This is a genomic window from Pseudomonas sp. A6, assembly GCF_052367875.1.
Taxonomy (GTDB): domain Bacteria; phylum Pseudomonadota; class Gammaproteobacteria; order Pseudomonadales; family Pseudomonadaceae; genus Pseudomonas; species Pseudomonas citronellolis.
The window spans coordinates 999,252-1,023,909 of record NZ_CP198970.1 but is presented as its reverse complement, the minus strand read 5'-3'; the positions used below and the strand labels follow the sequence as shown (position 1 = coordinate 1,023,909).

Annotated in this window: 14 protein-coding genes and 1 tRNA gene; 8 read left to right on the top strand and 7 right to left on the bottom strand. The window is 62.0% G+C overall.

What is annotated here, in order from left to right; all coding sequences use genetic code 11:
* Positions 1-8 precede the first annotated feature (8 nt).
* The 6 genes from ACTWJ5_RS04675 to ACTWJ5_RS04650 are packed head-to-tail and all read left to right on the top strand — an operon-like array spanning position 9 to position 17,043.
* Positions 9-5,282 (top strand): DEAD/DEAH box helicase, encoded by a 5,274-nt coding sequence (locus tag ACTWJ5_RS04675; protein ID WP_444437560.1) that lies wholly within the window; start codon positions 9-11, stop codon positions 5,280-5,282.
* A 6-nt stretch (positions 5,283-5,288) separates the two neighbouring features.
* Positions 5,289-8,072: a helicase-related protein gene (locus ACTWJ5_RS04670; protein ID WP_444437558.1), complete on the top strand. Its 2,784-nt coding sequence runs from the start codon at positions 5,289-5,291 to the stop codon at positions 8,070-8,072.
* Between the two features lie 24 nt (positions 8,073-8,096).
* The gene (locus ACTWJ5_RS04665) at positions 8,097-12,587 is read left to right on the top strand and encodes an Eco57I restriction-modification methylase domain-containing protein (RefSeq protein WP_444437557.1); all 4,491 of its coding nucleotides are present in this window, start codon (positions 8,097-8,099) and stop codon (positions 12,585-12,587) included.
* A gap of 6 nt (positions 12,588-12,593) precedes the next feature.
* Positions 12,594-14,537, top strand: a complete 1,944-nt coding sequence (locus ACTWJ5_RS04660) for a chromosome partitioning protein ParA (protein WP_444437555.1) — start codon at positions 12,594-12,596, stop codon at positions 14,535-14,537.
* On the top strand, positions 14,534-15,313 hold the full coding sequence (locus ACTWJ5_RS04655) for an HNH endonuclease (RefSeq protein ID WP_444437553.1): 780 nt from the start codon (positions 14,534-14,536) through the stop codon (positions 15,311-15,313). Before ACTWJ5_RS04660 ends, ACTWJ5_RS04655 begins: the two co-directional genes overlap by 4 nt.
* Positions 15,314-15,327: 14 nt before the next feature.
* Positions 15,328-17,043, top strand: coding sequence for a GmrSD restriction endonuclease domain-containing protein (locus ACTWJ5_RS04650; protein WP_444437551.1), 1,716 nt, complete (start codon positions 15,328-15,330; stop codon positions 17,041-17,043).
* Positions 17,044-17,094: 51 nt separating this feature from the next.
* On the opposite strand, the gene ACTWJ5_RS04645 is transcribed toward ACTWJ5_RS04650, so the two are convergent.
* Entirely contained in the window at positions 17,095-17,958 is an 864-nt protein-coding gene (locus ACTWJ5_RS04645) for an integrase domain-containing protein (protein ID WP_444437550.1), read from the bottom strand.
* Between the two features lie 1,177 nt (positions 17,959-19,135).
* Here ACTWJ5_RS04645 and ACTWJ5_RS04640 point away from each other — a divergent pair.
* Positions 19,136-19,212, top strand: a tRNA-Met gene (locus tag ACTWJ5_RS04640).
* An 80-nt stretch (positions 19,213-19,292) separates the two neighbouring features.
* On the opposite strand, the gene ACTWJ5_RS04635 is transcribed toward ACTWJ5_RS04640, so the two are convergent.
* The 3 genes from ACTWJ5_RS04635 to ACTWJ5_RS04625 all read right to left on the bottom strand — a co-directional run bounded on the left by ACTWJ5_RS04635 (position 19,293) and on the right by ACTWJ5_RS04625 (position 20,803).
* Positions 19,293-20,129 carry a hypothetical protein gene (locus ACTWJ5_RS04635; RefSeq protein WP_444437548.1) on the bottom strand — a complete coding sequence of 279 codons (837 nt, stop codon included), beginning with the start codon at positions 20,127-20,129 and terminating at the stop codon, positions 19,293-19,295.
* Positions 20,130-20,238: 109 nt separating this feature from the next.
* Positions 20,239-20,469 (bottom strand): type II toxin-antitoxin system Phd/YefM family antitoxin, encoded by a 231-nt coding sequence (locus ACTWJ5_RS04630; protein WP_444437546.1) that lies wholly within the window; start codon positions 20,467-20,469, stop codon positions 20,239-20,241.
* Positions 20,470-20,557: 88 nt separating this feature from the next.
* Positions 20,558-20,803, bottom strand: a complete 246-nt coding sequence (locus tag ACTWJ5_RS04625; RefSeq protein ID WP_444437544.1) for a FitA-like ribbon-helix-helix domain-containing protein — start codon at positions 20,801-20,803, stop codon at positions 20,558-20,560.
* Between the two features lie 534 nt (positions 20,804-21,337).
* Between ACTWJ5_RS04625 and ACTWJ5_RS04620 the strand changes: the two genes are divergently transcribed.
* Positions 21,338-21,532 (top strand): hypothetical protein, encoded by a 195-nt coding sequence (locus ACTWJ5_RS04620; protein WP_009617424.1) that lies wholly within the window; start codon positions 21,338-21,340, stop codon positions 21,530-21,532.
* 2 nt (positions 21,533-21,534) lie between these two features.
* Here ACTWJ5_RS04620 and ACTWJ5_RS04615 read toward each other — a convergent pair whose 3' ends face one another.
* The 3 genes from ACTWJ5_RS04615 to ACTWJ5_RS04605 form a co-directional block, all read right to left on the bottom strand.
* Positions 21,535-22,530, bottom strand: a complete 996-nt coding sequence (locus tag ACTWJ5_RS04615) for an isocitrate/isopropylmalate dehydrogenase family protein (RefSeq protein ID WP_444437543.1) — start codon at positions 22,528-22,530, stop codon at positions 21,535-21,537.
* A gap of 87 nt (positions 22,531-22,617) precedes the next feature.
* Positions 22,618-23,262, bottom strand: coding sequence for a carbonate dehydratase (gene can / locus ACTWJ5_RS04610; protein WP_256514231.1), 645 nt, complete (start codon positions 23,260-23,262; stop codon positions 22,618-22,620).
* Positions 23,263-23,328: 66 nt separating this feature from the next.
* Positions 23,329-24,573, bottom strand: a complete 1,245-nt coding sequence (locus tag ACTWJ5_RS04605; protein WP_444437541.1) for a C69 family dipeptidase — start codon at positions 24,571-24,573, stop codon at positions 23,329-23,331.
* Positions 24,574-24,658: the final 85 nt, after the last annotated feature.

Sequence of the window (24,658 nt, the reverse complement as noted above, 5' to 3'; positions counted from 1 at the left end):
GAGTCTTTATGGATAACGTTTTCCAATTCCGCGACCAGCTCATCGAACGCTATGGCAGCTTTTCCCGCAGTTTCGTTCGTATCGCCGCACCCGATATCCAGGCCGAGGTAGAACATCAGTACGCGCAGGGCCGCTACTGGCCTGAGCCGCTGGTGCAGATCAACCCGAACTACCAACGTCAGGGGACAGTGCAGCAACTGGTGGAGCAGGGCATCTTGGATTCTGCCTGCGCAGACATTTTCCAGGTCGGGAAAACTGAAGGTTCGCCACAACCTCTGCATCTTTACAAACATCAGATGGAAGCCTTGGCCAAAGGCCAGGGACGTCAAAGCTATGTCGTCACGACCGGCACGGGGTCGGGGAAGTCCCTGTCCTTCTTCATCCCGATCATTGACCGCATTCTCAAGGCCAGGAAATCCGACGGCAAAGCACGCACCAGGGCCATCGTCATCTATCCGATGAACGCCCTGGCCAACAGCCAACTGGAAGAGCTCGACAAATTTCTGCATGGCTATGCGCCAGAGCTTCGCCCCTTCACCGTGAAGCGCTACACCGGCCAGGAAAGCAAGGCGGAACGCAGTGCCATCGCGGATGCCCCGCCCGATATCCTGCTGACCAACTTCATGATGCTGGAGTACATCCTCACGCGCTTCGACGAAGTGGACCGGCGCGTGGTGGAGCACTGCGAGGGGCTTGAGTTCCTGGTGCTGGACGAACTCCACACCTATCGTGGCCGTCAGGGTGCAGACGTTGCCTTGCTGGTGCGCCGCCTGCGCGAGCGTCTGAAGGCCGGGCAACTGGTCTGCATCGGCACTTCGGCCACCATGTCCAGTTCAGGTAGTCAGGCCGACCGCAACCGCGTGGTGGCCGAGGTAGCCAGCAAGCTCTTTGGCACGACAATCAGCGAGCAGGATGTCATCGGCGAGACCTTGGAGCGGGTCACCAATCCGCTCAAGGACATCAACGCCATCCGCGCTGAACTACCGGCTGCCATTACGCGCGATCAGGATGCCTGGGGCGACTTCGACGCCTTCCGCAACGATCCGCTATCCATCTGGGTGGAATTGAACCTAGGTATCGAACTGCCGGCCGACGAGCCTCCCCGCCGCGCGCGGCCCATGATGTTGGAAGAGGCCAGCCGCCATCTTGCCGAAGACGCGGGTTGCCTGCCTGAAGCTGCCCGAGCCGCTTTACAGCGCTTTCTTGTGGCTGCCCATGACGTGCGCACGCCCCAGGGCAAGCCGCCTTTCGCGTTCAAGCTGCACCAGTTCATTAGCGGCCCCGGCAAGGTGCTTACCACCCTGGAAGCGCGCGGCAAGCGCCATATCACGCTCGATGCCCAGCGTTTCGCGCCGGGGCGCCAGCAAGAGAATGTACTGCTTTATCCCACGCATTTCTGCCGCGATTGCGGCCAGGAATACCTGCCTGTCTGGCACTCCCAGCATTCTGTCAGTTTCAGCTCACGTGAAATCGACGACATCGCAGCAGAGGACGACGCCAGCTATGGCTTTTTGTGCCCTCTAGTGCCCGGACAACAATACGGCGGCCTGCTCGAAGACTTGCCGGAAACCTGGATCGACCTCAGTCGCAGCGAACCCAAGGTCAAGCCCGCTTATAAAAATGCCGTTCCCTATATGGTCACTGTCGATGCCAAAGGGCAAACGGGCTCGGAGACAGAGTTCTGGTTCATCCCCGGCAAGTTCCGCTTCTGCCTGAACTGCGGCACGACACACGAAGCCCACGGCAAGGATGCCAACCGCCTCTCCAGCCTGTCCGGCGAAGGCCGCTCCTCGGCCACCACCATGATTGCCCTGGCGGCCTTGCAGCAATTGTTCGTGCTTCCCGTACCTGCGCCAGGCCAGCCCGATCCGCGCAAGCTGCTCGGCTTCACCGACAACCGCCAGGATGCCGCCCTGCAGGCGGGACATTTCAACGACTTTATTTTCCTGCTGACGCTGCGCGCCGGCTTGGTCGCGGCCCTGCAGGGCAGCGGCGGTCAGCTCGATGAAGAACACCTGGCCGAAAACGTATTCAAAGCTCTCGGTTTTCAAGGGGTCGATGAAGCGACCCTGGTGGAGTATCTGCGCACACCCAGGCTCATGGGACTAGCCCGGCAGGAAGCGCAACGTACTTTGCGCTTCATCATCGCCTACCGTCTATTGCGTGATTTGCGCCGGGGCTGGCGCTACAACAATCCCAATTTGGATCAGCTCGGCCTGTTGCAGATTCGTTATCGCGACCTGGATACCTTCTGCGCTGACGCCAGCATCTTTGCTGCCAATGGCATCCTGGCCGGATTGACGACCGCGCAACGGACAGGTCTGTACGAATTGCTGTTCGACACCCTGCGCCGCCACCTGTGCCTGGAAAGTCGTTACCTCGATCCAGTCGAGCAGGACAAGGCACGCACTAGCGCCCACACCTACCTGAATGAACGTTGGGCCTTCGCCCCCGACGAGAAGCTCGATACCGGCCGCTACCTCATCCTCGGTAAGCGTCCGGAATACCGGGGCAAGCCGCGTACTGATCTGGTGACGGGCGGCCCGCGCTCCCGTCTGCTGCGGCAAATCAAGACCGCCGCCTTCTGGCGCGACAGCACCTGCGCCAGCGAAGTCGCGCACTGGAAGGATGCCGAATGGGCCGAGTTGATCGAAGCACTGCTGGAGTCCGCCAAGCACTACGGCTACGTGCAGCGCCACCCTATCGATGCCCAACTCGCCGGTTGGCGCTTGAACGCAGCAGCCCTGGACTGGTGCCTGATTGCCGATCAGCCGCAAACTGACAGCAGCCGCATCAATCAGTATTTCCGCGCCCTGTACCTCGGCATTGCCGACCTGCTGCAACAGCCCTCGCATCCTCTGTTCGACTTCGAGGCCCAGGAACACACGGCCCAGGTGGATGCGCCACGCCGGCAACTGCTGGAACAGCGCTTCCGCTACACCGAAAAGGATAGGCAGGACTGGGCGCAGAACCCGGCTCACGAAGCGCCTCTGGAGCGTCTGCCGGTGATGTTCTGTTCGCCTACCATGGAGCTGGGCGTGGACATCTCCGCGCTCAACACTGTGTACCTGCGCAACGTGCCGCCGACTCCCGCCAACTACGCCCAGCGTAGCGGCCGAGCCGGTCGCTCTGGCCAGCAGGCGCTGGTCATCACCTATTGCGCGGCGCTCAGTCCGCATGACCAGTGGTTCTTCCACAATGCCGAGCAGATGGTGCACGGCGTGGTGCGTGCGCCGACCCTAGACCTGACTAATCGCGATCTGATCGACAGCCATCTGCAAGCAGTCTGGCTGGCCAGTACCCAGGTGCCACTGGACGACAGCATCGCGCCCATGCTGGATCTCGATCAGCCCGGCAAACCACTGAAACAGCCCTTGCACGAAGCGCTACGCTCACCTGCCGTCCAGCAGCGGGCATTGGTAAGTGCCGGGCGGGTCATCGACCAGCTCGCGGGCGAGCTCGTAGGCTGCTCCTGGTTCACCCAAGACTATGTGCGCCAGGTCATCGACAACGCCGCACAGGCATTCTCCGGGGCACTAGAGCGCTGGCGCGTGCTGTTCGATGCCACCCGCCAGCAGATGGACATGGCCGACCGTATCGTCAAGAGCCACACCGCCTCGCACACGGAGCGTCAAAATGCCCAGCGCCGCTATGGCGATGCCGCGCGCCAGTACGCCGTGTTGCTCAAGTCCGGCAACGGGCAGAACAATGACTTCTACACCTATCGCTACCTGGCCAGCCAGGGGTTCCTACCCGGCTACAACTTCCCGCGCCTGCCGCTGATGGCCTGGATTCCCGCCCGTGGCGGTCAGACTGCCAATGGCAAAGACGACGAAGGCAGCATGGTCAGTCGGCCGCGCTTTCTGGCCCTGTCCGAGTTTGGCCCACGCAGCCTCATCTACCACCAGGGCCGTATGTACCGCGTGGTGCGCGCCAAGCTCAACGTCGGCAATACCGACCACATTTCCGGTAACAGCCAACTGGCCACTATCGCCTCGCTGGTATGCAGCCAGTGTGGCTACGGTCATCTCGGTGAACCTGGCGGCGAACAGCCACTGGTCAACCGTTGTGAAAACTGCGACGCCTTGCTCACCGAGCACGATTGGGTACGCGAGCTCTATCGCATCGAAACCGTGGAGACCGTGGCCACCGAGCGCATCTCCATTAACGACGAGGAACGCCAGCGTCAGGGCTTCGAGCTGCAAACCACCTACCGTTTCCTGCCCGGCCCCGATGGCCGGATTCAGCAGCAGAAAGCCGTGATCCGGCAGAGCGACGAACTGCTGGGCGAACTCACCTATGCCCCCGCCGCACAAATCTGGCGTATCAACCGTGGCTGGCGCAGGCGCAAGGACAAGGAGCAACTGGGCTTCTATATCAACCCCATCACCGGTACCTGGAGCAAGCAGGATGCCCCGGATGCGGAAGACGACAAGGGCAGCGACGATGCCTTGATGGAGAAAGTGCCCAATCAGCGCATTGTTCCCTTCGTCGAGGATCACCGTAATTTGTTGATCCTCGCGCCTCTGCAAGCGTTATCGCTAGAGGCCATGGCCACGCTGCAGGCAGCGCTCAAGCGCGGCATCGAAATGACCTTCCAGATCGAGGAATCCGAACTGGTGGCCGAGCCTCTGCCGAAATCCGACGAGCGTCGCGCCCTGCTGTTCTATGAAGCCGCCGAAGGCGGTGCCGGCGTCCTCACCCGCCTGGCAAACAACCCCGCCGATCTGGCCCTTGTGGCAGACAAGGCCCTGCAACTGATCCACTATCGCGCCCCGCTTAACGGCGTCTGGGCTCTGGACGACCTGCCGTCACTGGAACGCAGCGATGAGTTTGGCAATCATCAGTGCGAAGCCGGCTGCTACCAGTGCCTGCTGTCCTACTTCAACCAGCCCGACCACGAGCACATCAACCGCCGCAACCCCGATGTGCTCAAGTTGCTGGTGGCGCTAGCCAACGCCCAGGTGCAGCCCACGGTGGAAAGCCCGACCGCTGCTGCCTCCGGTGCGTCAGCCGACGAGCCGCTCGATGCCTGGCTGACCGCGCTCCGGCAGGCAGGCGCAATACAACCTGATGTACTCAGCGTGCCCGTCAACAACGGCGCAGCCATCGCCGCCGCCCAATACAAGGCATCTCGTGCCCTGGTATTCCTGTCCAAGGTGGATGAGCAGACCACCAGCGTATTGCGGGACAAAGGCTGGCAGGTGCTCGATTTTTCGGATGCTTCACGCTGGTCACAACAATTCGCCGCGCACGCCGATGTGTTCGGTTCCAAGGAATAAAGGCGCATGACAACCCTCGAACACGACTTCCTGCCCGGCAACCTGGTGCGCGCCCGTGGCCGCGAATGGGTGGTGCAAAGCGATTCCCACCGCGACTGGCTGCGCCTGCGTCCATTGAGTGGCGCTGATGACGAAAGCATTGCCCTGGTTCCCGAGCTGGAACTGTACCCGGTCGAGCCTGCCACCTTTGCCTGGCCCGACCCCGTGCGTGCAGGCAACCACGCCGCCGCGCTGTTGCTGCGCGACGCCCTGCGCCTGACCCTGCGCGCCGGAGCTGGCCCGTTCCGCTCCTTCGGCAACATTGCCGTGGAGCCGCGCGGCTACCAGCTCGTGCCGCTGCTGATGGCGCTGCGCCTGTCCACCGTGCGCCTGCTGATCGCCGACGACGTGGGTATCGGCAAAACCATCGAGGCCGGCCTGATCGCCCGCGAACTGATGGATCGCGGTGAAATCACCCGCCTGGCCATCCTCTGCCCGCCGCACCTGGTCGAACAATGGCAAAGCGAGCTGGAAACCCGCTTCAACCTTCAGGCTGTGGCGTTGACTTCGGCTTCCGCCTCCCGTATCGAGCGCGAGCTGCCGCATGGCATGCGCCTGTTCGACTACCACCCCGTGGTCGTCGTCAGCCTGGATTACATCAAGAGCGAGAGCCACCGCGAACAATTCCTGGCAGCCGCTCCTGAGTGCATCATCGTCGACGAGGCGCACACCTGCACCAGTAGCGGTGCTGGCAAGCAACTGCGCTTCGAACTGCTGCAACGCTTGGCGAAAGATGAGCAACGCCACCTGATACTGCTCACCGCCACGCCGCACTCTGGCGACGAAGCCGCCTTCTACAACCTGCTGTCGCTGCTCGACCCGCGCTTTGCCGCCTTGCAAGGCCGCATGACCACAGCCGACCCGTTGCGTCAGGAACTGGCCCGCCACTTCGTCCAGCGCCGCCGCAAGGACATCGCCGAATGGCAGGCCGAAACCAACGACGGACGCGGTTTTCCCCGTCGAATGAAAACCGAGCTTACCTACCAGCTCAGCGGCGAATGGGGCACGTTCTTCGACGCGGTGCAGGATTACTGCCGCGAGCTGGCCGAAACCATCGAACAGCAGCAACAGCAGGGCGGCGCCCGCCTCATCTGGTACGCCACCCTCGCCTTGCTGCGCTGCGTGGCCTCGTCTCCCGCCGCCGCGGTCAAAGCCCTGACCACGCGGCTGGAAGGCACGCTGCCCGACGACAACCTCCTTGGCGACGAACGCCTGCACGACGGCGAGGCGGACGACCTCTCCAGCAACGATCTGGAGCCGCCCGCCCAGGTGCAGGACACCGCGCCGCGCCTGCAAACCCTGATCGCTGAAGCGCAACGCCTGTCCGGCAAGGCCGGCGATCCCAAGCTGGCCGCGCTCATTCAGCATATCGGCCCGCTGGTAAAAGATGGTTACCACCCCGTGGTGTTCTGTCGCTACGTCGCCACCGCCCATTACGTAGCCGAGCATCTCAAGGCCGCCTTTCCCAAGGCCTCCATCGAGGCCGTGACCGGCGAGCTCACGCCCGAAGAACGCCGCGAGCGTGTGGATGATATGGAAGATGCCGAGCAGCGCATCCTGGTCGCCACCGACTGCCTCTCCGAAGGCATCAACCTGCAGCACCTGTTCACCGCCGTCGTCCACTACGACCTGGCCTGGAACCCTACCCGTCACGAGCAACGGGAAGGCCGTGTCGATCGTTTCGGCCAGCATGCCGAAGAGGTGCGCTGCACCATGCTCTACGGCCAGGACAACCCGGTGGATGGCTTCGTGCTCAACGTCATCCTCAAGAAGGGCGAAGCCATCCAGAAGGAGCTGGGCGTGCTGGTTCCGCTACCCGAAGACGAGGCCCGCATCAACCAGGCGCTAGTCAAGGCCGCCCTGATGGGCCGTGAGCGAATGGCAGCACCCTACACGCCTGATCTATTTGCCGAAGCCAACGTCGAACTACAGCCACTGCAAGCGCAATGGCAAGACGCCCTGGAAAAAGCCAAGGCCAACCGCACCGTGTTCGCCCAGCGCCGCATCAAACCCGACGAAGTGTTGCCCGAGTGGCACAAACAACAACAAGCCCTGGGCACCCAGGCCGACGTGCAGCGCTTCCTGCAAAGCGCCTGCGTGCGTCTGGGCGCGCCGCTGGAAGCGGGCCGCAAGCAGACCGCACGCTTCCTGCCGCAGCACCTGCCCGAAGCCCTGCGCCAACGCCTGGCCGATGAAGGCATCACCGCGCCCCAGCCCATCGACTTTAGTGAACTGCACCGTAGCCACCCACTGGTGGGTCTGCTGGCCCAGCACCTGCTGGAAGGTGCGCTCGGGGGCGAAACTCCGCTAGCCGCCCGCTGCGCCGCCACCCTGACCGAAGACGTCGAAGTCGTCACCACCCTCTACCTGCTGCGCCTACGCCACCAGCTCAGCTACGTGCGCCGCCGCGAACCCTTCCAGATGATGGCCGAGGAAACCGTGGCCCTGGCCGTGCAGGGCCGCAACGCTCCGCAGTGGCTGGCCGACGACAGCGTGAGCCGCCTGCTCGAATGCACGCCCAGCGGCAACTTGCCTACGGAAGCCGTGCAACGCGAAGTGCGCATCGCGCTCGACTTCCTCGCCGCGCACCCACAGCAACTGCAAGCGCTGGCCCAGCAGCGGGCCGATGCGCTGCTGGCCGACCACCAGCGCGTGCGCGAGGCCACCCGCGACGTAGGCCAGTACAGCGTCAGCCCCTGCCTGCCTGTCGATGTGATGGGTGTGTACGTACTGCTGCCTGACTCGCTATAAGCCTGGGCCTAGAGAAGAACAACCATGAAACGCATCCGCAAAACCCAGGCCACGCTGAACCTGCCTACCCTCAAGCTCGAAGGCGGGCTGTTCCTGCCCGACCAACTGGAAAAAGCCGCCCTGGGCCGTGCCAGCGCCCAGCTTGAGGCCGACTACCGCACCCCCAAGGGCGTCAAGCTCAAGGACGAATACAGCCGCGCCTTCCAGATCGCCTGCGCCCAGTGGCAGCACTTTGCCGCGCAGATGGAACGCGCCGACCTCGATGCCACGCAGCTCACCACCGCTTTCATTGACGAACTACTGCGTCACGCCTTCGGCTACACCACCCTACATGCTGCGCAAACGCAGCAGGTAGGCGAATTACGCTACCCGATCAGCCTTATGACCGACCACGTCCCCGTGCTGGTCGCCCCGCACACCCTGGGGCTGGACGATGCCGACGCGCAGTTCGCCGTGCAGGGCGGCGGCAGCCGCAAGAAAGCGCCGTTCCAGGCCATGCAGGAATTGCTCAACGCCAGCGAACTATTGCAATGGGGCATCGTCAGCAACGGCAAACAACTGCGCCTGCTGCGCGACGCCGCCTCGCTCACCCGTCCCAGCTTTCTCGAAGTGGATCTGGCCGACTTGCTCGGCGGCCAGCGCTATGCCGAATTCGCCAACGTTTGGCGCCTGCTGCACGCCAGCCGCGCGCCGCAGTTACTCCCCCCACCCACCGGGAGAGGGGCCGGGAGTGAGGGCACCTGCATCTGGGAACAATGGCGTAACGAAGGCCAGATCGAGGGCACCCGCGTGCGCGATGGCCTGCGCAATGGCGTCGAACAAGCCCTGCTGACCTTCGGCACAGGCTTCCTGCAACACCCCGCCAACCAGTCCCTGCGCACAGCGCTGGACAATGGCACGCTGAGCAAGGACGCCTACTTCCAACAACTGTTGCGCCTGATCTACCGGCTAATCTTCGTCTTCACCGTCGAAGAGCGTGGCGTGCTGCACCCGCAGGACGACAGCCCGGATGCCCTGGCCGCCCGCCGTGCCTATGCCGAAGGCTACTCCCTGGCCCGCCTGCGCGAGCTGTGCCTCAAGCGCCGCACCCGCACCCGGCACGACGATCAATGGCAGGCCATCCGCATCGTCTTTCGCGGCCTGGCGCAGGGCGAACCACGCCTGGCACTGCCTGCGCTGGGCGGCCTGTTTGCACCCGAGCAATGCCTCGAGCTGGATACCGCCAGCCTGGACAACGCCCACCTGCTCGCCGCCCTGCAACACCTGCGCTGGGCGGTGGTGGCCCAGGGAAAAGGCAGCAGCCTGACCCCGGTGGACTACCGCAACATGGGGCCGGAAGAGCTGGGCAGCGTATACGAAAGCCTGCTGGAACTGGTGCCCACCATCGACCTGCCAGCCCGCACGTTTGGCTTTGTCGGCCGCACCGAGGAAGGAAGCACCGCTGGCAACGCGCGCAAGCTCACCGGCAGCTACTACACCCCCGACAGCCTGGTGCAGGAGCTGATCAAGAGCGCGCTGGAGCCGGTCATCGAACAGTGCCTGGCCGCCAACCCGGGAAACCCCGCCGCAGCACTGCTGGCTATCCGCGTCATCGACCCTGCCTGCGGCAGCGGCCACTTCCTGCTCGCCGCCGCCCGCCGTCTGGCGGAGAAACTGGCCCAGTTGCGCAGCCTCGAAGGCGGGCAGGAAGGCGCCATCAAGCCGCAGGACTACCGCCATGCCCTGCGCGAGGTCGTGACCCACTGCATCTACGGCGTGGACCGCAACCCCATGGCCATCGAACTGGCGCGCATGGCCCTGTGGCTGGAAGGCTACGAGGAAGGCCGACCGCTGGGTTTTCTCGACCACCACCTGCAAGTCGGCGACGCCCTGCTGGGCCTGACTGATCTGCAAGTGCTGGAAAAAGGCATCGCTAAGGATGCCTACAAGCCCCTCAGCGGCGACGACAAAGACGTGTGCAAGGCACTGGCCAAGACCAATGCCGCCGCCCTCAAGGACCTGGAGAAAAAGCGCACCGCGCGCGCTTTTGGCCAGACCGAACTGGTGCAGCGCCACGACAATGGCCTCGCCGCATTGCGCGCGCTGGAAGCCCTGCCCGAAGATAGCACCGAACAGATCGCCGCCAAGGCGCAAGCCTACGAGCACTACCTGCACAGCGCCCGCACCGGTCGGCTGGCGCAGGCCGCCGATCTGCTGCTGGGTGCCTACCTGCTGCCCAAAACCGAAGGCGACATCCAGGCCATCCCCACCACGGCCACCCTCTACCTCACACTGCTGGGCAGTGCCCTGCCTGCCGACCAGCAGCCCGCACTGGCGGCTGCCCAGAAAGCCTGCGAAGAAGCCCGCGTGCTCCACTGGCCACTGACTTTTCCGCAGGTGTTCGCACAAGGCGGTTTCGATTGCGTGCTGGGCAATCCGCCGTGGGAACGCATCAAGCTGCAAGAGGAAGAGTTCTTCGCTACCCGCCACCGCGACGTGGCCAAAGCCCGCAACAAGGCCGAACGTGCCCAGCGAATCCAGTGGCTCAGCGAAGGCATGCTAGCGCGCCACCTGCACCCCGACCTGGCCCACGAAACGCACGGGGACGAAGCCGAAAAACGCCTCTACCGCGAATTCATCTCCGCCCGCCGCACGGCAGAGGCGGCCAGCTTGTTCGCCCATGTGAAAGGCGTCAATGGTGGCCGCTATCCGCTGACAGGCGTGGGCGACGTGAACACCTATGCGCTGTTTGCCGAAACCATCCTGCAAATCCATGCCGACAGCGGCCGCGCCGGCTTCATCGTACCCACCGGCATCGCCACCGACGACAGCACCAAGGCGTACTTCGGACACATCACGCAGAGCCGACAGTTGGTCAGCCTGTATGACATCGAGAACCGTGACAAGCTGTTCCCCGCGGTAGATAGCCGCATGAAGTTCTGCCTGCTAACTCTGGGGGCGACTGAGCAGACCGAGTTCGTCTGCTTCGCCACCCAGGTCAGCCAGTTGGCCGACCCCCGCCGCCGCTTCACCCTCACGCCCGATGAATTCCACCTCATCAACCCCAACACGCTCACCTGTCCGGTCTTCCGCAGCGAGCGTGACGCAGAACTAACCAAGAAGCTCTACCGTAACAACGTAGTCTTGCGTATTGCCGAGCGTACTCCTACGCCGGACGAAAGCTGGAATGTGGTGCTCCGTACGATGTTCCACAAGTCCGGCGACTCCGAACTGTTTATTGAAACAACCAAGGCCGAGACCCACGATCTCCTGCCGCTATATGAGGGAGGGCTGGGGCATCAATTCAACTGTCGATACGCTGAATTTCGAGATGGTATTGAACAAGAATCTATGCTCGAACAGCTCAGCGATCCCTCTTACTTTCCAGTCACTGAGTGGTCGATCCTAGACGCGGACTTCAGAAAGAAGTGCGAGTCGATGAAGCTCAACGAACTTGCCAAATGTAAAACCGCCTTCCTCGGATTTCGCCGTGTATCGAGAAACACCGACGAGCGCACGGTAATTGCATGCATTTATCCTTGGATTCCAGCTACATATGGCTGGATTCTTTCGTTGGGTGTTGATGCGCAGCGTATAGCCATTTTGTGTGGTGCCTATAACTCGCTAGTGTTCGATTATCTGCTTCGCACGGCCTTGAGTCAGCCAAGCATTCCGCAAGGTACTTTTGAGCAGGTAGCGTTGCCGCCCCCCAACCACTACACCGAAGGCGATCTCGCTTTCATCATCCCGCGCGTGTTGGAGCTGACCTACACCTCCCACGACCTGGCAGCATGGGCCAAGGAACTGGGCTACGAAAGCCCACCCTTCGCCTTCGACCCCGATCGCCGCGCCACCCTGCGCGCCGAACTCGACGCCTACTACGCCAAACTCTACGGCCTCACCCGCGACGAACTGCGCTACATCCTCGACCCCGCTGACGTCATGGGCGAAGACTATCCCAGCGAAACCTTCCGCGTGCTCAAGAACAAGGAGCTGAAGGGATTCGGCGAATACCGCACCCAAAGGCTGGTGCTGGAGGCGTGGGATGCGTTGGAACAACAGCAGCCGATCACCATACCCACAATCAAACCGGCGCGACGTACCACGCCGCTTCCAATTTATGCCGAAGGCGGTACGCCTGCTTCCGAGGCCGAGGATTGGCTGGCTGGCCTGATATGCGACGTACTCCTGCAAACCGGAGCGTGTGACGACAATCGTTTGCGACGAATTCTTGGAGCGCAGTTGCCAGAAGGCACCCTTCATGCCGAGTTGTTGCATGATTGGCTGCTATCGGTAAACACGGAGCGTTGGACGCACATTTGCGGTTGGCTTCGCGATCTATTGGGCGTAGCCGTGACTGCATCGCTGTCCATTCGCACCCCAGAAGCACTGCACAACATCATTGGTGACCATCGCACCGAATCGCTGGCTCACGCCTTGATCGAAGCACGTCGCCAGAAAGAAGCTGCCTTGACAGAAGCGCTGGCAGGCTCGGAATCGACTACACAGACCGACGAGCTACGTAAACGGGGATAAATGGATATGGCCGACGCTGCAAATTTGCCGACAAACCCTGCCAAACCGCGCTTGTGGGTGGAAACTCTGTGGCTTCTGGACTCGCTGACAGCTCAGCAGCCATTGCGCGAAATTTCATTGCAGCGTGGGCTGAACCTGATCGTCTCACCACCGGGGTCAGGCAGTTCAGGACACGGTGTCGGCAAGACCGCGTTCTGCCAACTGCTGCGCTTTGTACTGGATGACCCGCTCTGGTCGAATGGTTCAACCTTGCGCGATGAATTGTTGAACAGCCGTGGGTTGAAGGAAGGTGCGGTAGCCGCTCGCGTTCATGTCGGCGGTGAAGCCTGGACTGTTCTGAAGCCATGGCTGTATCAGAAACACTATCGGGCATCACGCACAGCCAATTGGCGGCAATTGGCAACAGGTGATGCCGAAAATGAATTCAGCGCCTACCAAGCCGCGCTACGCCAGCATCTGGTCGAAATCCTACCCATTCAGGAATTGCCAACGTCGAAGCAATCCATCGAGTGGCATCATATTCTGGCCTGGTGTTCCCGCGACCAAAACGCTCGCTACCACAACTATTACCAGTGGCGCGCTGATGGGGTTGGATTCAGCCTGCCAGCGAAGTCCCCTGCAGCACTCATGCAAATCGTGCTGGGCCTGTTGCACGATGCGGCGACACTGCGCGACCTGCATAACACCGCCCAAAAGCTGGAAAGTCAAAAATCACAGTTGCAAACACTGCGCGAAGAACCCGCCCGCCTACTGAAACATGTACGTCGCCAACTGACTCGTCGCCTCAATACCCCCGTCACTACGCCCTTCCGGCAGGATGGCCTGTTTGATCATCCAAACCTGTTGGCCCTCGCCAAGCAACGGCATGACGGCTATCAGCAAGAGTTGCGGGAAATCGAAGCGGAACGGCTGGCGCTTGCAGCAGAGCACCAGATGCTGGTGGAGCAGCGAGCACCACTGAAAAGACTGATGGATATTCTCGCCAACGAGAAAAAACAGATAGAAGCGTTAATCGCTGGCGATATCCAGCGAGTGGAAGAACTGCAAAACGAGGCATCGTCATTACAGCAACGACTACCAACACGTTGCGACGCCGGGAATCGCCTGCTCAAGGATTGCAGCTACGTCATCGAGCGAGTCGAGCAGACGCAGATTAATCGGAAGCAACGAATAGCCGTGCATCAGCGCTCCAAAGAGTCTCTTGAAGGTGAATTGTCGCCCCTGCGCCACCGACTGAATGAGTTGGAGGCTGAGGCTAAGCCTATCGACACACGACTGACAGAAATCAACAACCGCAATATCGAGTTGGACGAAAGATACGCTCAATCCCTGTCTACGCAGGAGCTTCTCAATGAGTCCATTGAGGACTACGAAGCCTACGAGAGTTTCGTAACCGGCAAGTCACAATCTGCGGAGGTCGAAGAAGCAGAGAGAAATCTGATCTTGATTCAGCACCATCACGAACAATTGCAAATACAGCTTGAGACAGAGCGGGAAACCGTAAAAGGACGTCGTCGAGCCATCAGCGAGTCCATGCGGGATGTTGCCAAGTCGTTACCTTCGTTTGGGTGGGGCGTATTCAACGATGAAGACAAACACCGCAACCATCCTTTTCAGATGGGGCCAATGCACTCAACGACCTTCAAAGTTCTGGAGATTCTGGCTGGAGATATCGCCTGCTTGCTCGACAGTACGAACGAGGAAAGCTTTCATCCCGGATTCCTTCTTCATGACTCGCCCCGCGAGGCAGAAATGAGCGAGACCATATTATGGTCACTGCTTGGGCATGTCGCATCGAGTGGAAGTGATTCCTTCCAATACATCGTCACCACATCGACTGAACCCACGGCGGCTTTCAAGCCTTTTGAGCGCCTCAGACTTTCATCCGATAGCGAGGACGGTCTTCTGCTTCGTCAGCGCGTGGGTGCAGAACAAGCATCGTTAACATGAGTGTTGCGGTAAACCCACTACAGCGCGCGTTGGTCGAGAAAACTGGCCACGACAATGGCTTCGAGCACGTGCTGCTATCCGCTGGCGATACGGTGACATTGGCCTCAGCCCGCCACCGGAGCCAGGCGATGGTGACGTCATCAGATAACGGCTTCGATGTGTGCTTTCAACCGGGCACGCTCGCTCTGGTACCGGAATTGTTGCGTAGTTTCAAGCCCTGGTCAGGAACAGATGGAATGTTTCGTGTGCCCGTCCTGGCTGATCTGGCGTTATTGCTGCGCCGTGCGGCCAGCCTGTCACAAGCGCTGCCAAATCAGGCGGTGCGGGATTACCACACAGCCGTCGCGCAGGTACTGGCGGACTTGCCTGCCGAAAACCGGGGCACAGAGGTCGAACGTCTGGTGCGCCAGCGCGTGGGGCAGGATCATTATCGCGATGCCTTGCTGAACTACTGGGGCGGTGCCTGTGCGGTGACCGGCGTCGCCGTGACCGAGGCACTTCGCGCCAGTCATGCCAAGCCCTGGGCGGAATGCACAGACGATACCGAACGGCTGGATGCCTTCAATGGCTTTCTGCTAGTGGCCAACCTCGATGCGCTGTTCGACCGTTTTCTAATCAGCTTTGACGATGCCGGGCATCTGCTGATCAGCGCCCGCCTATCCCCGGACGATCTGCACGGGCTTGGCATTCACCCGGAGATGACGCTGCGCTGGCTGGCCAGCGAACACCGGCATTATTTGCAGTGGCACCGCGAGCGCTTCCTGCTCGGTGCCTGAACAAGGGAAGAGACATGGCCAAGGCCGAAGCAAGCGTCGAAGAGCTGGTATCCATGATCGAGCGCGGCGAACTGCGCTTGCCGGAAATGCAGCGCCAGTATGTGTGGCGTTCTACGCGAGTGCGCGATCTGCTGGACTCGTTGTACCGCGGCTATCCATCAGGCGCAATCCTGCTTTGGGAAACGGATGAAGCCGTGCCCTTGCAGGATTTCGCCGTCAGCCAGAGCACGAATCCCTACCAGAGCACTCGGCTCCTGCTGGATGGGCAGCAGCGTCTGACATCGCTTTCTGCCGTCATTCGCGGCGAGCCGGTGTCGGTACGCGGTCGCCGTCGCCCCATCGAACTGCTGTTCAACCTGGAGCATCCCGACCAGTTGGCTGTCGTGACCGAAGTGGAAGAGAACGGTGGCGACGAGGATGACATCGAAGACGATGGCGAGCTGATTGACGACGAGACAGATTCAACCGAGGACGAACTACTCAAGCGCTTCAATAAGATGACCTTCGTGGTGGCCACCAGGAAGCTGGAGCAGTTGCCGCATTGGGTAAAGGTGTCGGAAGTGTTCAAGATCGACAACGATGCGCCTTTCCTCAAGCGTGCCGGCATCACTGGTTTCGACGATCCGCGTTACGAGAAATACAGCCAGCGTTTGGCCCGGCTGCGTGGCATCCGCAAGTACGTTTATCGCATGGATGTGCTGGAGCGGACGCTTTCCTACGATGAGGTCACGGAAATCTTCGTCCGGGTCAACTCGCTGGGGGCAAAGCTGCGTAGCTCCGATTTGGCGCTGGCGCAGATCACTGCCAAGTGGCGACACTCGCTACAGACGTTCCAGAATTTCCAGAAGGAATGTGCCAAGACGGGTTTCGATCTCGATCTCGGTCTGCACCTGAAGAACCTGATGGCTTTTGCCACGGGCCAATCGCGCTTCCTGACAGTTGGTAGCCTGACAGTGGATGTGTTGCAGAAAGCCTGGAAGGAAGCCTGCGAAGGCATGGAGTTCGCACTCAACTTTCTGCGTAGCAATCTGGGGATCGATAGCCCCGCGCTGCTGTCGTCGCCCTTCCTGCTGGTGGTGCTGGCTTATTTCGGACACAGTCGCAACTATGCGCTGAACAACGATGAAGCCCGCCAATTGCGCTATTGGGCGCTGATGGCCAATGCCAAGGGCCGCTTCTCCCGGGGCTCCAGCGAAACCATTCTAGATCAGGACTTGGCAAGCATTCGCCAGGGTGGCCCCGTGAGCGAGCTGATCGACCGGCTGCGCCTGCAGTTCGGCCGTCTGGACATCACGGCGGAAGAACTGGAAGGCCGCAACCAGCGTAGCGCGCTGTTTAAGACCATGTTCCTGGCTTTCCGCGCCGCCGATGCCAAGGATTGGCGCAGCCACCTGATCATCGCCCTGGACCACTCCGGCACCCAGCATCGCTTGCAGTTCCATCACATCTTTCCCAAGGCCGTATTGAAGGCCAGCTTTACGGCCCGCGAGGCAGACGACATTGCCAACCTGGCTTTTATCGGCGGCAAGACGAATCGTGCGATTAGCGACAAGGCCCCGGCCATGTATCTGCCTCCACTGGTTGATCAGCTTGGCGAGGCGGCGTTTGCAGCACAATGCATTCCGGTAGAGGCATCGCTGCTGGAAGTGGAAAGCTACAAGACATTTTTGCTGGAGCGGCGCAAGCGGATTGCAGCGACATTGAATACGTTTGTTGGGCCAGCAGACTAAACCCGTGGGCTGGCTCCGTTTGTAGGCTAGGTACTCCCCGGACTATCTGGACTAGCTGCCGAGATAGGTGGCGGTGATTTGAACCCGCTCGTGTCCCAATTCACGACTGATGGTCTGGCGAGCACGGCTGTCTTCTACGCGCTGCGCTGGACTCAGCACCTTGACTGACTGTCCACCTGCCGCTGGCGCCGGCCACCCCGTCAAAGTCTCATAGCGGCTCTGGGCGTACTGATGACGTAGCCCATGCATGTGGCTCAGCCCCGCCGTCTTGCATTGGCCATCGTAGACATGACGCTGCTGGATGTAGGTTTTGTGGGCGGGGATCAATGACCCGCCCCCCGCCAGATGGTGCGCCGCCTGAAGCACTTCGCGTTGTTCTGGCGTCGTGATCGGCACGGTTCGCTCTCGCCCTCCTTTCGTCCACGAGCCTTTCAGGGCGAGATGATCGCCACGGTCGGCATAGCTGGGCTGGAACTTGATCGCCTCTTCCCGACGCAACCCGAAGACGGCCTGTAGCTGAAGGCTCATGCGCACGTGGGCATCGGTGACTAGGTCAAGCCCCCAGCCCAGTTCCCGGGCCTTGCTGACGTTGGTCACATAGCGGCGCTCGGCCACGCCAAGCTGCGTGTTGTCCGCTGGCAGGATGCCAGACTTGCCGATTTTCTCGGCCCACCAGCGCAGATGGGAGAGCCGATTCTTGATGGTGCCAGATGACAGGCCTTCGCCTTGCCAACGATCCAGCAGCGTCTGCACGTGCTTGCCCTTGAGCGACGATGCCTTCATCTGCCGATAGCCGGACTCGCGCAGTTGCCGTGCAGCCAACGTCAGAGAGCGCATGCGGTCGGCCTGTGTGTTGTGGCTGCCGTCGCGGTTGCGGTGGCAAAGCTGCCGCAGGGTATAGGTCAAGTCATCCATCTTCCGGTCTCCCAGAAAGCGTCGTCGGTGCTGCGTTGTCCTGAAACTCAATGGTTAGTGTTGGTGCCAGCTCGCTAGGCGAGATCCCGTGAGGGCAAGGGCATGGTATTCAGGAGACACCAGAGCCTCGGATGAGGCGTCCGTCTTGCTTCCTGCTGGAAGGCCGGGCGGAGGTCGTGCAGGATGAACAGGCTATTAACGTCGATGAGTCCTCCTATGAAGTGAGTGGGATAAGGAAAGCGGCGGCAGTCCTGTACGTTGCGCACAGGCCATAGCTGCGAGGGACAGTGCGCCGAGGGCGCAGGAAGGGATAAGTACAAGCAGATGAAGATGGCTCCGCCCATGGATAGGGGCCGGTATGCAGCAGGAGCCTGGGCATACCTGGGTGGGTTCCGCCCTGATGGGCCAGCACTTGCAGGAACCTGTGCTGTTGGGGTGCCGATGTACGAAGCCCATCGGTCTTGGCAACTGCCCGGTCAGTGTAGGGCGGGCATCATCATGTATGCCACACGCAATAGGATCTGGCTTTCGCCCATATTGTTGGCGGCGTGGGCAGGGCCGTCACTGCGGCGCGCAGTGACGGCCTATCTCATGGCATCCGAGCCGTGCAATGGGTAAGGGCGCTGCGGCAGACGCGTACATATTCCCTGCCTACTCTGCTGATGCGGCCTATGGCCTTGTCGGCCGCAGGCGAGCACCGAACGGGTGAGCACCCGGCGCAGCGCACCATTGACGCCCATGCAGCGCAGCAGCCCCCTGCACCCTGCCCTTCGGCGAGAACGGAGTTCCAAGAGGCCGCGCCTCTTGGTCAAGGCCGCAGGCCGCGAAGACAGAGCGCGCTATGCTGGTATCACTATCAGGACTGATCTATGATCCCGGCACCCCATTGGGATACAACTGGGGGTACTTCCAACGATTCCCGCAAAGGCCGCGACATGATTTCCCTGCGAAATCTAGTGCTCCCGGGCCCTTGCCGACCGATCAACGTTTAACGTCTAAGCCCCCGGCAGCGCCCCAGGGCGCCCGCCAGCAAGCCGAAAAGGCCCCGCGCACCGCGCGGGGCCTTTTTTCGTTCCCGCTCTACCGCTCGTCCCGCTAAACGCTTGAAAGAACAGAAAAATATCTAACCAAAGGGGGTTGACAGCCCCCCAAAAGATACGGAAAATGCGCGCCACTCGGCTACATAGCTCAGTCGGTTAGAGCGCAGCATTCATAATGCTGATGTCCCAGGTTCAAGTCCCGGTGTAGCCACCATACAAAACAAAGGGTTAGCGAAAGCTAGCCCTTTGTGCTTTCTGGGGTAGTGACTACGAAGTGACTACACCCTGTCTACGTTAGCCATCCTCAAGCCGAGCTCTGCTTTCGACCAGATTCTCGAGCACATCTTTTCGACCAATCCTTACCAGATAATCATCAAAATCCGGCCGCCGCTGCAGCACCCAGTCTGCAGGCGCTCCCAGGCTAGTCCAAATCGCATCCTCTACGTACCAGCTTTTTCCGAGCTTCTCTCGCAATAGATCGGGGACCAGACCATACCCCTGATCAAGCTTTGCCAACCGGTCAGCCGACATGACAGCCCCACGGATCGGGATGGAATGCATATGTGCGATTGCAGCAAGACTCATGAGTTGCAGAAGCCATTTGTAGTGCTCGAAAAAAGCCCCTTGCGTGAGGTAGTAGTAACGGTAAACACCATCGCACTGCTCCTCATCTAGATAGGTGAAGCACTCCTCTAAAATGACGCAAAAGCGCCCCCTGCTCCGGTGGATAGGGGTGTCATCCGTTTTGAACACATAGATGTCGAAGCGCACAGTCGCGGACTCATCGAAGGACTTCGACAGAAGGAACTCTTGCAAGTCATCGATATTTTTGTGTGCCCTAGAGGTTCGGCCTTTGAACCACGCGGGATCGAGTTGGAGCAATTCAGCCGCCCAAGGGGTGATCTTCCTGAGATAGGGCTTGAGATCCTTCGGACGCTCGAAGACCGATGGATCTTCAATCAGCCCGTCATCCATCAGGTCGGCAGCTACGTTAGGCGTAAGGTCATGGGCTTTGAAGGCAGCAATTACTCTCGCAGCTTCCTGGCGAAATGAGTCACGACGCTCAAGTGCGAAGTCCAGACCGGAGCGCAGCAGCTTTGCAGCGCTAAGTAGGTTTCCCAGAATATCCACGCTCGTATCCCTTCAAGCGATTGATGACATGATGATATTCGAAACCAACTGACGTCACTAATTGTGTTGGGCGTTATTCATCAACACTAGCAAATACGGCCCATCCTATTCAGGAAGCACCAGATTTCATTTGAGCCAAGGACCGCGCTAAATGAGCCGCGTTGGCCGGCGACTTAAGCAGATGAACAGTTTCCATCAGGCTGTTGAAGCTATCGAGCGAAAGCAGCACGGCATCCGGCGCATCTCGACGAGAAATCACGGTGAAATCCACGTCACCGACAACATCGTCGATGACTTGCTTCAGGTTGTCGCAGGCATAGGAGAAACTGACTACGCGCATAACAGCACCTCATGGGTATTTCACGGACAGGTCGAGCGCTAAAAAACCTCGAATTTCAGCTCCGAAAGCAGACCGGTGCCGAACAGGATCATTCTCCAAAGGCCACCGCTCGAGCCTTGCTCCTGCGAACTGGAAGCTCGATGTCAGCTCCACCTACAGATGCGAAGCGGGCATGAATCCGGCTCCCCAAGCCTTCCCGCTTTTCATCCTTGAAGAGTGCACGCACCAGGATCTCCCTGGCCTCCTCTTCCATAGAGCGACCATGACTGTCGGCGCGCGCACGGAGCCGGATCTCCAGGTCGTCGTCCAGGTTTCTGATGGTGATGCTGGCCATGGCTGCCTCCAGTGCGATCATTCAAATACCGGTGTCCACTGACGGAACTCACAGCTCATCCAGCGAAAGCTCCCTGGAAGGCCCGTCGCGACGCTCCTCCACTAGCTGGCGTAGCTCCATGTCTTCGTCATCGGCCGCTTCAGGGGCATCGGCGGCCTCAGGCGCCTGGCTGGGCGGTAAGGAGAAAGGATGCATGGTGGACTCCAAGTGTTCCGGGTCAATAGCGCATCCATGATGATCGAAGAGTGCCCCGGAATTCGCCGCAACGGCGGTATGCCCCCTCCCCCACTCCTGTAATGACAGGCGAAGGCATGCCGTAGGACGCAGCCCCGCCCATCGGCTCCCACTCCAGATACCCGAATTGTTTCACCCCGGGAAAAACTCCTTCGCGCATTCGTTAGCTAGCTAATGTTATCCCCGGACGCTACCTTTGCCTTCGCAGGTTCTTCCATTTCCCTGCCCTCCCATAGCCATTGCCCGCCCCCGCTCCGAGCGGGCGATGGCTTCTTTTTTCCCGCTTTTCAGGGCGTTTGTATGCGTTATCTCGTCCGCACGCTGATCGTGGTCTGTCTTTCCCTGCTGCTCGGGCTGGCGGCCCAGGAATGGACGCTGTTCGTCCAGGGGTTGCCCATGGGCGGAGGTTTGCGCGCGATGCTGACGGTGCTGCCCTTGTTGGCCGTGGGCAGCGGCTGCGCGGCCTGGCTGGCCGACCATCCCGAGCTGGGCTAGCCCTAGAGCCGCTGCAGGACGCCCTCGCCCACCACGCGGGTGGTTTCCAGGCCGTGGTCGAGGTGACCTTCTTCGCGCAGGAAGCTTTCCACCGCACGCTCGATGCGCGTGGCGCCGGTTTCGTCGTGCCAGTGGAAGCGCAGCAGCATGGCCGCGCTGAGGATGGCAGCCAGTGGGTTGGCGCGGCCGCTGCCGGCGATGTCGGGGGCGCTGCCGTGGACCGGCTCGGCCAGGGCCAGTTGCTCGCCCAGGTTGAGCGAGGGCGCCAGGGCCAGGCCGCCGCCCCAGTGGCTGGCGAGGTCGGAGAGGATGTCGCCGAACAGGTTGCTGGTGACGATCAGGTCGAAGGCTTCCGGGCGCTCCACCAGTTGCAGGGCCGCCACGTCCACCAGGCGCTCGTCGAGCACGTCGCCCCAGCCTTCGGTGGCCAGCAGGTCGCGGCAGGTGTCACGGAACAGGCCGCAGGTCAGCGGCAGGACGTTGGCCTTGTGCACCAGGGTGATGCGCCGCGCCTGGCGTTGCCGGGCGATGCGTGATGCGGCCTGGGCCAGGCGCGTGCAGGCGGCGCGGCTGATCACCCGCTCGGCGATGGCCACGCCGTCGGCCTCCCAGTGCTCGCGGCCGCTGTACAGGCCTTCGCTGTTCTCGCGCAGGATAAGCAGGTCGACGCCGGCGTGGGGCGACACCACCGGCCAGGTGCGCACCGGGCGCAGGTTGAGGTACAGGCCCAGTTCCTGGCGCAGGCGCAGGATGGCGCTGCGGTAGCCTTCCACCTTGTGGCTGGGCGAGGACACTGCGCCGAATAGCCCGGCTCCACATGCCCGCAGCGCCTCCAGGGTCGCCTCGGGCACCGAGGTGCCGTGGCGCTGGAAGCAGTCCCAACCCGCCTCCGCTTCGCGCAGGCGCAGGTCGGGCAGCAGTTTCTGCAGCACAGCCACAGCCGGCGGCACGACTTCACGGCCGATGCCGTCGCCGGGGATCACGCAGAGCTCGCGCATGCTCGCCTCTTCGTCAGTGACCTTCCCCTATCTTCGGTCTGCCCGGCGCGCCCGGCGAGGCGGGCCGGACGACCGGCACGGGGCGGCTCAGGCTTCGCCCATGGGGCGCAGGCGGTATTGCGGCGGCAGCTGGTCGAGGCCGCTGACAGTGACGTTGAGGTTCTTCCAGCGGCCGTCCTTGATGCCGTAGATGCAGCCGTGCACCGACAGCGGTTGGCCGCGATGCCAGGCGTTCTGCACGATGGTGGTGTGGCTGACGTTGGCCACCTGCTGGATGACGTTCAGCTCGCACAGGCGGTCGACGCGCTCTTCCTCGCTGGCGAACTGGGACAGGTGCTCGCGGTACTCGTAGGCGAGGTCGCGGATGGTCCGCAGCCAGCCGTCGATCAGGCCGAACTGCTGGTCCTGCAGCGAGGCGCGCACGCCGCCGCAGCCGTAGTGGCCGGTGACCAGGATGTGTTTCACCTTGAGCACGTCCACCGCGTACTGGATCACCGACAGGCAGTTGAGGTCGGTGTGCAGCACGACGTTGGCGACGTTGCGGTGGACGAACAGGTCGCCGGGCAGCATGCCGACGATCTCGTTGGCCGGCACCCGCGCATCGGAGCAGCCGATCCACAGGTATTCCGGTGCCTGCTGGCGGGCCAGCTTGGCGAAGAAGTCAGGGTCCTCGCGATTGATTGCTTCGGCCCAGCGGGCGTTGTTCTCGAACAGTTGTTCCAGGTCGCTCATGGTGGCTCCTCCTCTGCGGCTGGCGCACCTTACGTAACGCTGGCGGCCTTTGACAAGCACTATGGCTCAAGGCGTGGCGTGCTGCCGCCACCAGCGCGGCAGGCGCGGCTCCAGTTGCCCGGCGAGTTGCTGCCAGGCCGCGTGCCAGGCCTCGGCTTCGGCGGCCAGGCGCGCCCAGTCGGGGTTGCGACGGTCCAGCGCGGCGAGTTGCTCGGCCTCCAGCCAGGCGTGCCCGGCGCGCAGGGCGGCGGCGAATTCGGCGTCCACAAGCGCACGGCGGTGCACCGCTTCGAAACGGCACCAGAGGGACTGCTCCAGCGGCTCATCGGCCTTGCTGAGCAGGCTGGCGCCGGCCGCCGCCTCGAAGCCCAGCGGCTGGAACAGCGACAGGCACGGCGCCGAGGTGCCGGTGGCGGCCAGGCGCGGGCCCTCCGGGCCAAGGCGGGCGATGAGGCTGGCGGTGGTCTGCGAGGGACGCCAGAAGCTGCCGGCGTGCATGCACACCTGGCGGTTGTCGTGGCGGGTGAAGTTGTGGTCGCGCCGGCCATGGTTGCGCAGGGCGACCACCAGGGCCTCCCAGCCGGGCTGGCGCGGGCAACTGGCGAGGAACTCCTGGTTCATCCGCCGGCGCTGGTGCGCCCCAGCTACCCAGGGCAGCAGGCGGCCGTCGAAGGCGCGGGCGAAGTGGAAGTCGCCGCGGCCGTTCCAGCAGCCCAGGCGCCGGGCGTGGGCCGGCAGATCGTGGCTGCACAGGTCGTATTCGTGGCCGATGCTCAGGGCGTTGGAGATGGCGCAGCGCTCCACCCGCCGCGCCGCCCACAGGCGGCCGGCGGTTTCCAGCACCCAGGCCTCGCCGGCATCGGCGATGACGAAGCTGTTGTCGTAGCGCAGGCGCTTGTTGCGAAAGCCCGCCGGCCCGCCCTGGCCGTGGCGCTCCAGCAGGCCGGTGATCACCTCCAGGGCTTCGCGCGCGCTGGCGCCGCGTTCCAGGCCCAGGCGCACCAGGTCCATGCCCAGCAGCGCCTCGCCGGTCTGGTCCAGCAGGCGGGTGAAGACCGCTTCGTTGCCGATGGCCACGCCATGCTCGTTCACGCCCATTTCCGCGCCCCACAGCCAAGCGGGCTGGCTGAGGATGACGGCATGGCGGTCGGCGACCTGGGGAATTTCCAGGTAGGTGGCGCGCATCTGCCTGGCCGTATCGCCACGCACAGCGGACAGGCGCAGCAGGCGCTGGGGTTCGGAGGGCTCGCGGTCGCTGTTCTTGGCGAACCAGGTGCAGCCGTCGGCGCGCAGGACGAGGGTGTCACACATGGACGCCCTCCTGCCGCGCGCCGGCGGCATGTGAGGCGGGAAGCGGATGACGACGGGCAGGCGCCGCCGCTGCAGCGGTTGGCTT

Coding starts and splice junctions, on each gene's coding strand:
- ACTWJ5_RS04675 (WP_444437560.1), top strand. CDS start 9: ATGGATAACGTTTTCCAATTCCGCGACCAGCTCATCGAACGCTATGGC.
- ACTWJ5_RS04670 (WP_444437558.1), top strand. CDS start 5,289: ATGACAACCCTCGAACACGACTTCCTGCCCGGCAACCTGGTGCGCGCC.
- ACTWJ5_RS04665 (WP_444437557.1), top strand. CDS start 8,097: ATGAAACGCATCCGCAAAACCCAGGCCACGCTGAACCTGCCTACCCTC.
- ACTWJ5_RS04660 (WP_444437555.1), top strand. CDS start 12,594: ATGGCCGACGCTGCAAATTTGCCGACAAACCCTGCCAAACCGCGCTTG.
- ACTWJ5_RS04655 (WP_444437553.1), top strand. CDS start 14,534: ATGAGTGTTGCGGTAAACCCACTACAGCGCGCGTTGGTCGAGAAAACT.
- ACTWJ5_RS04650 (WP_444437551.1), top strand. CDS start 15,328: ATGGCCAAGGCCGAAGCAAGCGTCGAAGAGCTGGTATCCATGATCGAG.
- ACTWJ5_RS04645 (WP_444437550.1), bottom strand. CDS start 17,958: ATGGATGACTTGACCTATACCCTGCGGCAGCTTTGCCACCGCAACCGC.
- ACTWJ5_RS04630 (WP_444437546.1), bottom strand. CDS start 20,469: ATGCGCGTAGTCAGTTTCTCCTATGCCTGCGACAACCTGAAGCAAGTC.
- ACTWJ5_RS04625 (WP_444437544.1), bottom strand. CDS start 20,803: ATGGCCAGCATCACCATCAGAAACCTGGACGACGACCTGGAGATCCGG.
- ACTWJ5_RS04620 (WP_009617424.1), top strand. CDS start 21,338: ATGCGTTATCTCGTCCGCACGCTGATCGTGGTCTGTCTTTCCCTGCTG.
- ACTWJ5_RS04615 (WP_444437543.1), bottom strand. CDS start 22,530: ATGCGCGAGCTCTGCGTGATCCCCGGCGACGGCATCGGCCGTGAAGTC.
- can (WP_256514231.1), bottom strand. CDS start 23,262: ATGAGCGACCTGGAACAACTGTTCGAGAACAACGCCCGCTGGGCCGAA.
- ACTWJ5_RS04605 (WP_444437541.1), bottom strand. CDS start 24,573: ATGTGTGACACCCTCGTCCTGCGCGCCGACGGCTGCACCTGGTTCGCC.